The organism is Streptococcus cristatus ATCC 51100 (genome assembly GCF_011612585.1).
GTDB classification, from domain to species: domain Bacteria; phylum Bacillota; class Bacilli; order Lactobacillales; family Streptococcaceae; genus Streptococcus; species Streptococcus cristatus_H.
The window spans coordinates 1,815,575-1,827,275 of the sequence record NZ_CP050133.1; the positions used below are offsets into that span (position 1 = coordinate 1,815,575).

Genomic DNA, 11,701 nt, shown 5'->3' on the forward strand with positions numbered 1-11,701 from the left:
CAACAATAGAACTTCTAAGAAAATCTTTGCCATTAAGTGGAAATGGGACTGACTTGTAAAATTAGACGATTCTACCCTGATCAACAACCAACTTGCCTGCCTTATAAACCTGATGGGTCAGGTTGGTAGCAAAGAAATAAAGTGGATAGTCAATATTCTTAGCGTCTAGGATGGTAATGTCAGCCTGCTTGCCAGTATCAAAGCTGCCAATCTTATCTTGACGGTTAACTGAGTAGGCCGCATTGATGGTTACAGCATTAAGAACTTCCACTGGTGTCAGGCGCATCATAAAGCAGCCCAGCTGCATGACGAACTGCAGGTTAGCTGTCGGACAAGAGCCCGGATTACTGTCGGTGGTCAGGGTAATGGCCATACCAGCTTCCAGCATCTTGCGGGCTGGTGCATAGGTATCTTCCATCAGACTGAAGGTAGTCGCTGGCAGGAGATTGCCGATAACTTTGGCTTCTGCCATCTTACGAATGCCCTCATCAGTCGCTACCATCAAGTGCTCTGCACTCGTTGCTCCTAGCTCAGCTGCTACATCTACCCCGCCGATAGATTCAATTTCATCAGCATGGATACGAAGCTTGAAGCCCATTTCCTCAGCCTTAGAAAGCAGGTACCGTGATTCGTCAGCTGTAAAGACGCCTTTTTCACAGAAAATATCACAGAACTCAGCTAGATTTTCTGTTTTTACCCGAGGCAGCATTTCCTCAACGATGAGCTCCAGATATTCCTGAGAGCGTCCTTTGTATTCTGGTGGAACGGCGTGGGCAGCCATAAAGGTCGAAACTAAATCAATATCATGGTCACGGTCCAGAGCCCCAACAACATCCAGCTGGCGCTTCTCTGTTTCCCAGTCCAGACCGTAGCCACTCTTGGCCTCAACAGTCGTCACCCCATGAAGCAGCATATAGTCCAGCAGTCTCTTGGACTTATCGTAGAGAGTATCAAAAGAAGCTTCTCGCGTCGCCCGGACTGTACTGAGAATACCACCGCCTTGGGCTAGAATTTCCAGATAGGGGACACCGGCTAATTTCTTAGCAAATTCATGCTCTCGGCTACCGCCATAGACCAAGTGAGTGTGACAGTCGATTAAGCCGGGCGTCGCAATCTTACCCTCATAAGACTGAATCTTAGTATCTGGTCCAACTAGACTGGCATTCGGCTCTCCACTGCCAACTGCTAGGATTTTACCGTCTTTGACTGCAATGTAGCCGTCCTCCAAGACCTGAGCTTCCTTCATCTCCTCACCAAAAAGGGGATGTCCGAGATCCTTGGGACAGAAGACTTGATTAAAGTGAGTTAATAGTAAATCAGCAGTCATGCTTGTTCCTCCATTCATTTTCCAACTTATTCGCTTTCCATCATAATACACTATCGTCAAATTATAGTCAAAAACCAATATATATTAGATATATTGATATTTTTTATCTCTGGGAATATTTTCTTGACTTTGTACTGACGGCGCTGTTATAAAATAAGGTCAAATCTTAAGTTATTTTACAAGGAGGAAATAAACATGTCATTCTACAGCGAACAAGATATTGCAGCAGCAATGACCGTCAAATTAGACGATGTATTACCTGAAAAAACGGTTTTCCAAGAAGGCATCCGTCGAGCACCCGATCGGGGCTTCCGTTTGACTCAAGCTCAAACCGAAATTGCTCTTAAAAATGCCCTTCGCTATATTCCAAAGAGATTCCATGAGGAAGTGATTCCAGAATTTCTGGAAGAGCTGAAAACTCGCGGACGGATTTATGGTTACCGCTGGCGTCCAAAAGAACGCATCTACGGCAAACCAATTGACGAGTACAAAGGGAACTGTACCGCAGCTAAGGCTATGCAGGTCATGATTGACAACAACCTGAGCTTTGAAATCGCCCTTTATCCTTATGAATTGGTTACTTATGGGGAAACTGGATCTGTCTGCGCTAACTGGATGCAGTACAACCTGATCAAGAAATACTTGGAAGTCATGACCGACCATCAAACCCTGGTCGTAGAATCTGGCCACCCGCTCGGACTCTTCAAGTCCAAACCAGAAGCACCTCGTGTTATCATCACTAACGGCCTCTTGGTCGGTGAATATGACAATATGAAGGACTGGGAAATTGCAGAAGAAATGGGCGTGACCAACTATGGTCAAATGACAGCTGGCGGCTGGATGTACATCGGTCCTCAAGGTATCGTCCATGGCACTTTCAACACCCTCCTCAATGCTGGACGTTTGAAACTGGGTGTGGCTGACGACGGCGACCTGACTGGCAAACTCTTCATTTCTTCTGGTCTGGGTGGCATGAGTGGAGCTCAAGGGAAAGCAGCTGAAATTGCTAAAGCAGTAGCAATCATAGCTGAAGTAGACCAATCTCGGATTGAAACCCGCCACTCCCAAGGCTGGATTAGCCAATTGGCTGAAAGTCCAAAAGAAGCAATCGACTTGGCTCAAAAAGCTCTGGAAGCTGGCGAATCAACTTCTATTGCCTATCACGGTAACATCGTAGACCTCTTGGAATACGTCAACGAACATAACATCCATGTGGATTTGTTATCTGACCAAACTTCTTGCCACAATGTTTACGACGGCGGCTACTGTCCGGCTGGTATCAGCTTTGAAGAACGGACTCGCCTCCTGGCTGAAGACAAGGAAAGCTTTGCTAAGCTTGTTGACCAAACCTTGGAACGTCACTTCAAGGCAATCAAGACCCTGACTAGCAACGGTACCTACTTCTTTGACTACGGTAATGCCTTTATGAAGGCAGTCTATGACTCTGGCATCAAGGAAATTTCTAAGAATGGCTTTGACGATAAAGACGGCTTCATTTGGCCATCTTATGTAGAAGATATCATGGGCCCAATGCTCTTTGACTATGGTTATGGTCCTTTCCGTTGGGTATGTCTGAGCGGTAAACACGAAGACCTAGTCGCTACCGACCATGCAGCTATGGAAGTGATCGACCCTAACCGCCGCTATCAAGACCGCGACAACTACAACTGGATTCGCGATGCAGAAAAGAACCAGCTAGTTGTTGGAACTCAGGCTCGGATTCTCTACCAAGACTGTATGGGTCGTGTCAATATCGCCCTCAAGTTCAATGAATTAGTCCGCGAAGGCAAGATTGGTCCTGTCATGATCGGTCGCGACCACCACGACGTATCTGGTACTGACTCTCCATTCCGTGAAACTTCTAATATCAAGGACGGTTCTAATGTTACCTGCGACATGGCTGTGCAATGTTACGCTGGTAACGCAGCTCGCGGTATGAGCCTGGTAGCTCTCCACAACGGTGGCGGAACTGGTATCGGTAAAGCAATCAACGGTGGCTTTGGCTTGGTATTAGACGGTAGTGAACGTATTGATGAAATCATCAAATCTGCTATCGCTTGGGATACAATCGGCGGAGTTGCACGTCGTAACTGGGCTCGCAATGAGCATGCTATTGAGACAGCTATCGAGTACAACCGTCTCCACCAAGGAACAGACCACATTACCATTCCATACTTAACTGACGAAGATTTGGTCAAAGAATCTGTTAAGAAGTTGTTCGAATAAGAAAAACTTGTCCCCCAACTTCCGACCTGAGCTAGGCCTCACACCTAGCTCAGCTGGAAGTTCCACTTTATTCACTTTTTAATTTTAATAACATATAACACGAGGTAATATCTTATGGCAAAAATTGTTGAATGTATTCCTAACTTTTCTGAAGGCCGCAACCAAGCGGTCATTGACGGTCTAGTGGAAGTAGCTAAGAGCGTGCCAGGCGTAACACTTTTGGACCACTCTTCTGATGCCAGCCACAATCGCAGCGTCTTTACCTTGGTCGGTGATGACCAAAACATTCAGGAAGTTGCCTTCCGTTTGGTTAAATACGCTTCTGAAAATATTGACTTGACCAAGCACCAGGGTGAACACCCTCGTATGGGCGCAACTGATGTCCTGCCTTTTGTACCGATCAAGGACATCACAAGTGAGGAATGCGTAGAAATTGCGAAGACCGTATCTGAGCGGATCAATCGTGAGCTCGGTATTCCTATCTTCCTCTATGAAGATGCAGCGACTCGTCCTGAGCGTAAGAACTTGGCTAAGGTTCGTAAAGGACAGTTTGAAGGCATGCCTGAAAAACTCTTGGAACCAGACTGGGCGCCTGACTACGGTGAAAGAAAGATTCACCCAACTGCTGGTGTTACTGCTGTCGGTGCTAGAATGCCGCTCATCGCCTACAATATCAACTTGGATACAGACAATCTGGAAATTGCCAACAATATTGCCAAAATCATCCGTGGATCAAGCGGTGGTTACAAGTACTGTAAAGCGATTGGCGTTATGCTGGAAGACCGCAACATTGCTCAGGTTTCTATCAACATGGTCAATCTGGAAAAATTCCCACTCTATCGTGTCTTTGAAACTGTTCGCTTTGAAGCCAAGCGCTACGGAGTTGGAATCCTCGGCTCCGAGGTCATCGGTTTGGCACCAGCCAAGGCTTTGATTGACGCAGCAGAATACTATCTGCAAATCGAAGACTTTGACTATGGCAAGCAAGTTCTGGAAAACCATTTGCTGGGCTAGGAGGACAGAAACCTATGAAATTAGTAGATTTAAGCTTGACAGAATTTGCCCAAGTCCTAGGCTCAGATGCTCCTGCACCAGGAGGCGGCTCTGCCGCTGCTCTTTCAGCAGCCAACGGTATTTCCCTGACTAAGATGGTTTGCGAATTAACCCTTGGCAAGAAAAAATACGCAGAATTTGAAGCAGAAATTGCTCAAGTGCACGCAGAAAGTGCACGCCTGCAAGAAAGCCTACTCGCAGCTATTGACAAGGACACTGAAGCATTCAATCTAGTCTCCGCCGTCTTTGATATGCCTAAGGAAACGGAGGAAGACAAGGCTGCCCGTCGGGAAGCTATGCAGCAAGCCCTCAAGGAAGCGACCAAGTCACCTTATGGCATGATGGAAGACATCTTGGCTGCCCTACAAACAACTCAAAAGGCTGTCGGCAAGTCCAATACCAATGCTGCCAGCGACCTGGGAGTCGCAGCTCTCAACCTTAAGGCTGGTTTGCAAGGGGCTTGGCTCAATGTCCTCATCAACCTGTCAGGTGTCAAGGATGAAGCTTTTGTCGCAGACTACCGCAGCAAGGGTGAAGAGCTCCTACAAAAAGGCTGCGCTCTAGCCGATGAAATTTATCAAGAAATTTTGAAAGTTGTCTAATAGATAAACGGAAGAGAAGTTCACTCTTTCCTGTGAATGGACTTCCTCTTCTCAAGAGGTGACAATATGGTTTTATCAGATATTGAAATTGCCAATTCGGTTCAAATGAAGCCCATCAAAGAGGTGGCAGAAAAACTAGGAATTGCTGAAAACGCCTTGTCTCTTTATGGAAATTACAAGGCAAAAATCAGTGCCGGCCAACTAGAGGCCTTAAAAGACAAGCCAGACGGTAAACTGATTCTCGTGACAGCTATTTCTCCGACACCAGCCGGAGAAGGCAAGACAACGACTTCTGTCGGATTGGTCGATGCTCTAGCTGCTATCGGTAAAAAAGCCGTTATCGCTCTGCGGGAACCTTCACTCGGACCTGTCTTTGGTATCAAGGGCGGAGCTGCTGGTGGTGGACGCGCTCAAGTTGTGCCCATGGAGGACATCAACCTCCACTTCACTGGTGACTTTCATGCCATCGGTGTTGCCAACAACCTGCTGGCGGCCCTCATTGACAACCACATCCACCATGGCAATGCCTTAGGCATCGACTCTCGCCGCATCACTTGGAAGCGGGCAGTTGATATGAATGACCGGCAGTTGCGCCACATTGTGGATGGCTTGCAGGGTAAGGTCAACGGTGTTCCGCGTGAAGATGGTTTTGACATTACAGTTGCTTCTGAGGTTATGGCTATTCTCTGTCTGTCAGAAAATATCACCGATCTCAAGAACCGTTTGGAAAAAATCATCATTGGCTACAGCTTTGAAGGTAAGCCAATAACTGCTAAGGATCTGAAAGCTGGTGGCGCTATGGCTGCTGTCCTCAAAGACGCCATCCATCCAAACTTGGTTCAAACTCTGGAACACACACCAGCCTTGATTCACGGTGGACCTTTTGCTAACATTGCTCATGGCTGTAACAGTGTCCTAGCTACCAAACTAGCTCTCAAATATGGCGACTATGCAGTCACCGAAGCTGGTTTCGGTGCTGACCTGGGTGCTGAAAAATTCATTGATATCAAGTGTCGTACATCTGGCCTTCGTCCATCGGCTGTAGTTCTGGTTGCTACTATCCGCGCTCTCAAGATGCACGGTGGTGTGGCTAAGAGTGATTTGGCTGAAGAAAATGTCCAAGCCGTTGTAGATGGGCTGCCAAACTTAGAAAAACATCTGGAAAACATTCAAGATGTTTATGGATTGCCAGCAGTCGTTGCCATCAATAAATTCCCTCTGGATACCGAAGCAGAATTGCAAGCAGTTTATGACGCCTGCCAAAAACGCGGCGTTGACGTAGTGATTTCCGACGTCTGGGCAAATGGCGGAGCCGGCGGTAAAGAGTTGGCTGAAAAAGTCGTGGAACTGGCCGAAGGAGACAATCACTTCCAATTTGTATATAATGAAGAGGACTCCATCGAGATCAAGCTGAACAAAATTGTTACTAAGGTTTACGGAGGTAAGGGCGTTCGCCTGACTCCTGCTGCTAAACGCGAGCTCAAACAACTGGAAGAACTGGGCTTCTCCAACTATCCTATCTGTATGGCTAAGACGCAGTATTCTTTCTCAGACGATGCTAAGAAACTGGGCGCTCCTAAAGACTTTGTCGTGACGATCAGCCAGCTCAAAGTTTCTGCTGGTGCAGGCTTTATCGTTGCTCTGACTGGTGCGATCATGACCATGCCAGGACTGCCTAAGGTGCCAGCCAGCGAAAAGATTGATGTTGACAAAGACGGCAATATCAGCGGTTTGTTCTAATAAATACCAAAAATGACAAATGTAACCCTTCTAAAATCAAACGATTTTCAAGTTTCCGATTGGTCAGGGGGAAAGACGAAGCAACTTTATCTTTCCCCGCCAACTGGCCACTATAGCAAGCGTGACTTTGACTATCGGCTCTCAACAGCGACTGTGGAGTTGGCTGAAAGTCAGTTTTCTGACCTCAGCGGCTTTCACCGCATTCTCATGAGCCTGGACCACACACTTCATCTCCACAATGCCAGTCGGCAGGAGGAAACGGTTCTAGCTCCCTTCACCCCCTATTTTTTCGAAGGGAGTGATTCTATCACAAGTCGTGGGACTTGTACCGACTTTAACTTAATCTACAGCGACCATTATCAGGGACAGATGATTGCCATATCGGATGGACAAGAGCTTAGTCAAGATGAAGCAATTCAATTTATCTACGCCTTGAGTGATCTGATGGTGACAGGAACAGATCTGCCATCGCTTAATCTAGAGACAGGGCAACTTCTGATAGTGGAAAAAGAGACTCAGGAAACTGAGCTACAAATAATGTTTTCGAGTAACCAGCCAAAGGGTGCTCCCCTTGCTATATGGGCTGGTTTGACCCACATCCCTACTAAGTAAAGATACAAGGATGCCCTATCATCGTTCTATCTTTACTTGGAAAGGATCCCACATCTCTAAAGGAGAAACATTATTATGAATGCGACTAAACTCACTGCACAAGAACAAGAGCGAGAAAATGCGAAATTCAGCTTTTCTGGCGCTACTCTCTATGGTATCAATGCTGTTATCGGTTCAGGAATTTTCCTCCTGCCTCAAAAGATTTATAAAGGACTGGGTCCTGCTTCTCTAGCTGTCATGCTGGGAACTGCCCTCCTCGTTATTCTATTAGCCGTCTGCTTGGCAGAAACTGCTGGTTATTTTAATAAAAACGGCGGAGCCTTCCAATATTCCAAAGCAGCCTTTGGGGACTTTGTCGGATTTAATGTTGGCTTCCTAGGCTGGGCGGTTACCATCATCGCTTGGTCAGCAATGGCAGCAGGATTTGCGAGACTTTTTGTCATTACTTTTAAATCCTTTGCCCCCTATGAACTTCTACTCAGTGTGAGCCTGATTATCCTACTCAGTCTGATGAATATCTCAGGTCTTAAGACTTCTAAAATGTTCACCTTGACCGCAACCGTAGCCAAGCTCATCCCAATTGTTGCTTTCAGTCTATGTGCGATTTTCTTCATCAAAGGAGGAATTGACAAAGGAAACTTCACTCCGTTTGTTCAGCTAGAACCTGGCGTAGATATCATGAAAGCCATCTCTAGTACAGCTATCTATATCTTCTACGGTTTCATCGGTTTTGAAACCATGTCTATCGTTGCTGGTGAAATGCGCAACCCAGAAAAGAATGTGCCTCGGGCTATTTTGGGCTCTATCAGTATTGTATCAGTTCTCTATATGCTGATTATCGCAGGAACTATCGCCATGCTAGGTAGCCGAATCCTACAAACAGATGCCTCTGTGCAAGACGCCTTTGTCGAAATGATTGGCCCTGCTGGAGCATGGATTGTTTCTATCGGAGCGCTGATCTCTATTGCTGGACTTAACATCGGGGAATCTATCATGGTCCCACGTTATGGTGCAGCCATTGCAGATGAAGGCTTGTTACCTAAAAAAATCGCTGAAACCAACGCTAAAAACGCCCCTGTAATTGCCATTATTATCTCTGGACTTTTGTCCATCGCCCTACTCTTTACAGGAACATTTGAAGTATTAGCGGCTCTCAGCGTAGTCTTCCGCTTCTTCCAATACATCCCAACTGCTCTAGCCGTATTGGTATTGAGAAAGAAATATCCAGATAAAAAAGTGGTCTTCCGCGTTCCATTTGGTCCAGTCATTCCAATTTTGGCAGTTCTAGTCAGCCTCGTCATGATTTGGGGGTGAAAATCCAATGAACTATGTCTATGGTCTCATCGGTGTCCTTGTCGCCAGCGCAGTCTACTATATCTACATAGTACTGATTTGTAAAAATAAAGTTCTTGAACAAAAAGGAGAATGAATCTTATGACACATGTAATCAATTTGGATGGCGAACACCTTACTTTAGAAGATGTCATTGCAGTAGCTCGTCATGGAGCCACCTGTGAAATTGACCAAGAATCTAAGAAAGCTGTAGAAGCTTCCCGTAAAATCGTAGATGACATCGTCCGCGAAAAGCGGGTAGTCTACGGTGTTACGACTGGCTTTGGCTCCCTCTGCAATGTCAGCATCTCGCCAGAAGATACAACTCAACTGCAGGAAAACTTGATTCGCACCCATGCTTCAGGATTTGGCGATCCTCTTCCTGAAGATGCAGTTCGTGCTATCATGTTAATTCGGATTAATTCTCTAGTCAAGGGCTATTCTGGTATCCGTCTCTCTACTGTCGAAAAACTTCTAGAATTGCTCAATAAAGGCGTCGTGCCATTTATTCCAGAAAAAGGCTCTCTCGGTGCCTCTGGCGACTTGGCACCGCTGGCTCACATGGTGCTTCCTATGCTAGGACTGGGCCACGCTTACTATCAAGGTCAACTGTTCTCTGGCCAAGAAGCTTTGGACAAGGCTGGTATTGAGAAAATTGCTCTAGCAGCCAAGGAAGGGCTGGCGCTGATTAACGGAACGACTGTCCTGACAGGTATCGGAGCTCTGGCTACCTACGATGCCATCCAGCTGCTTAAATTGTCAGATGTCGCTGGCGCCCTTTCCATGGAGGTCCACAATGGTATTACCAGTCCATTTGAAGAAGACCTGCATACCATCCGTCCTCAAAGCGGACAGCTGGCTACAGCCCGCAATATCCGCAACCTTCTGGAAGGCAGTGGCAATACGACCGTAGCTACTCAACAACGGGTCCAAGACCCTTATACCCTGCGTTGTATTCCGCAGATTCATGGTGCCAGCAAGGACTCTATCGCTTATGTTAAGACCAAGGTAGAGATTGAAATCAACTCTGTTACAGACAACCCTATCATCACCAAGGAAGGCCATGTCATCTCAGGCGGTAACTTCCACGGAGAACCAATGGCTCAGCCATTTGACTTCCTCGGCATCGCTATTTCTGAAATCGGTAATGTATCCGAGCGTCGTGTAGAACGTCTGGTCAACAGCCAACTGAGCAAGCTACCATCCTTCTTGGTCAAACACCCAGGACTCAACTCTGGCTTTATGATTACCCAGTACGCTTGTGCTTCGCTTGCTTCTGAAAACAAGGTTCTAGCTCATCCAGCCAGCGTAGACTCTATCCCATCTTGTGAGAACCAAGAAGACTTTGTCAGCATGGGAACTACTGCAGCACGCAAGGCAGCTGAAATTCTCAAGAATTCTCGCCGCATCGTGACAACAGAAATCATGGCAGCCTGCCAAGCTCTGGATCTGAAACCAGAAAACCATGAACTGGGCAAAGGGACCAAGCCAGCCTACGACCTCTTCCGTCAGCATGTCCGCTTTATCGAGTTTGATAAGGACATCGAAATCTACGAAGAGCTCAACAAGGCTTCTGAGCTGATTGAAAACGAAGAATTCCTAGCAACCGTTGAAAAGGCTGTGGACTTGAGCATTCAGTTCTAAATCTGATGACTCTGTAAAAAGTTAACCTAAGAAGCCCGCTCTCATGCAGCTGGGCTTCTTTTCCCGCCAAAAGTTATTGACAGGCTTGGCGGAAACTCTTATAATAAAGTCGCAACTATCGTTATGGAAAAGGACAAAATCATGTTAGAAGATTACTATCAGCTAGACAACCGTTACTATCAGCGAGGTCCAGAGGACAATCTATATACTGCCAAATGGGGTATGGTCATTGAGTTTCTGGACTTAAATGATCCTAGCTTAACTCCTTTTGAAGGGGTGAACTTTGCCCTGATTGGCTTCAAGAGCGACAAGGGTGTCTATATCAATAACGGCCGAGTGGGCGCAGTTGAAGGTCCTCAAGCCATTCGAACTCAGCTGGCCAAGCTTCCTTGGCATCTAGGTAGAAACGTTCGAGTCTTTGACGTTGGCGATATTGACGGACCTAACCGCTCTCTGGAACAACTGCAGCAAAGCTTGGCGAGAGTAGTTAAACGCCTACGAGAGCTTAATCTCCGTCCCATCGTTCTAGGCGGCGGTCACGAAACAGCCTACGGCAACTATCTAGGTCTCAAGTCGTCACTAAATCCTGACCAAAACTTAGCTGTGATCAATATGGATGCCCATTTTGACCTACGCCCCTACGATCAGACGGGTCCCAACTCCGGTACCGGTTTTCGTCAAATGTTTGATGACACCTTAGCTCAGAAACAGATCTTTAACTACCTCATCCTAGGGATTCAGGAGCACAATAACAACCTCTTTCTCTTTGACTTTGTAGCCAAGTCTAAGGCTATCCAGTTCCTGACTGGAATGGATATCTACCAAATGGGACATAAGGAAGTCTGCAAGGTAGTTGATGCTTTTCTAGCCGATAAGGAGCAGGTCTATTTAACCATTGATATTGACTGCTTTGCAGCTGGCGCCGCTCCTGGTGTCAGTGCCATCCAGTCGCTCGGTGTGGATCCCAATCTGGCTGTGCTGGTCTTCCAGCACATAGCTGCTTCAGGCAAGCTAATTGGCTTTGACATCGTCGAAGTCTCTCCCCCTCACGATATAGACAACCATACGGCTAATCTAGCGGCCAGTTTTGTCTTTTACCTGACCCAAGTCTGGGCGCAAGCCCATGACTGATAGGCATTTAAAAACTTCATTGCAAACATCAAAA

Annotated in this window: 8 protein-coding genes and 1 pseudogene; 8 read left to right on the forward strand and 1 reads right to left on the reverse strand. The window is 46.7% G+C overall.

Translation table 11 applies throughout. From position 1 onward, the window contains the following. Positions 1-61: 61 nt before the first annotated feature. Positions 62-1,327, reverse strand: a complete 1,266-nt coding sequence (hutI, locus tag HBA50_RS09045; protein WP_045497959.1) for an imidazolonepropionase — start codon at positions 1,325-1,327, stop codon at positions 62-64. A 195-nt stretch (positions 1,328-1,522) separates the two neighbouring features. On the opposite strand from hutI, the gene hutU reads away from it, so the two are divergent. The 8 genes and pseudogenes from hutU (at position 1,523) to hutG (ending at position 11,667) form a co-directional block, all read left to right on the forward strand. Next, on the forward strand, positions 1,523-3,553 hold the full coding sequence (gene hutU, locus HBA50_RS09050) for a urocanate hydratase (protein WP_045497962.1): 2,031 nt from the start codon (positions 1,523-1,525) through the stop codon (positions 3,551-3,553). A 114-nt stretch (positions 3,554-3,667) separates the two neighbouring features. Continuing rightward, positions 3,668-4,567, forward strand: a complete 900-nt coding sequence (ftcD, locus tag HBA50_RS09055; RefSeq protein ID WP_002903832.1) for a glutamate formimidoyltransferase — start codon at positions 3,668-3,670, stop codon at positions 4,565-4,567. 14 nt (positions 4,568-4,581) lie between these two features. Further along, positions 4,582-5,208 carry a cyclodeaminase/cyclohydrolase family protein gene (locus HBA50_RS09060; RefSeq protein WP_002926667.1) on the forward strand — a complete coding sequence of 209 codons (627 nt, stop codon included), beginning with the start codon at positions 4,582-4,584 and terminating at the stop codon, positions 5,206-5,208. A gap of 66 nt (positions 5,209-5,274) precedes the next feature. Continuing rightward, positions 5,275-6,948 (forward strand): formate--tetrahydrofolate ligase, encoded by a 1,674-nt coding sequence (locus tag HBA50_RS09065; RefSeq protein WP_045497972.1) that lies wholly within the window; start codon positions 5,275-5,277, stop codon positions 6,946-6,948. Between the two features lie 12 nt (positions 6,949-6,960). Continuing rightward, positions 6,961-7,560: a HutD/Ves family protein gene (locus HBA50_RS09070; protein ID WP_045497975.1), complete on the forward strand. Its 600-nt coding sequence runs from the start codon at positions 6,961-6,963 to the stop codon at positions 7,558-7,560. Positions 7,561-7,635: 75 nt separating this feature from the next. Continuing rightward, positions 7,636-8,989, forward strand: a pseudogene (locus tag HBA50_RS09075) (APC family permease). A gap of 5 nt (positions 8,990-8,994) precedes the next feature. After that, positions 8,995-10,536 (forward strand): histidine ammonia-lyase, encoded by a 1,542-nt coding sequence (gene hutH, locus HBA50_RS09080; RefSeq protein ID WP_045498408.1) that lies wholly within the window; start codon positions 8,995-8,997, stop codon positions 10,534-10,536. Between the two features lie 141 nt (positions 10,537-10,677). Beyond that, a complete protein-coding gene (gene hutG, locus HBA50_RS09085) occupies positions 10,678-11,667 on the forward strand; it encodes a formimidoylglutamase (RefSeq protein ID WP_142322413.1) in 990 nt (329 codons plus the stop codon). Positions 11,668-11,701: the final 34 nt, after the last annotated feature.

What these genes read in the sequence shown, in the direction of transcription:
- hutI (WP_045497959.1), bottom strand. Translation starts at nt 1,327, where the DNA reads ATGACTGCTGATTTACTATTAACTCACTTTAATCAAGTCTTCTGTCCC.
- HBA50_RS09060 (WP_002926667.1), top strand. Translation starts at nt 4,582, where the DNA reads ATGAAATTAGTAGATTTAAGCTTGACAGAATTTGCCCAAGTCCTAGGC.
- hutG (WP_142322413.1), top strand. Translation starts at nt 10,678, where the DNA reads ATGTTAGAAGATTACTATCAGCTAGACAACCGTTACTATCAGCGAGGT.
- hutH (WP_045498408.1), top strand. Translation starts at nt 8,995, where the DNA reads ATGACACATGTAATCAATTTGGATGGCGAACACCTTACTTTAGAAGAT.
- HBA50_RS09065 (WP_045497972.1), top strand. Translation starts at nt 5,275, where the DNA reads ATGGTTTTATCAGATATTGAAATTGCCAATTCGGTTCAAATGAAGCCC.
- HBA50_RS09070 (WP_045497975.1), top strand. Translation starts at nt 6,961, where the DNA reads ATGACAAATGTAACCCTTCTAAAATCAAACGATTTTCAAGTTTCCGAT.
- hutU (WP_045497962.1), top strand. Translation starts at nt 1,523, where the DNA reads ATGTCATTCTACAGCGAACAAGATATTGCAGCAGCAATGACCGTCAAA.
- ftcD (WP_002903832.1), top strand. Translation starts at nt 3,668, where the DNA reads ATGGCAAAAATTGTTGAATGTATTCCTAACTTTTCTGAAGGCCGCAAC.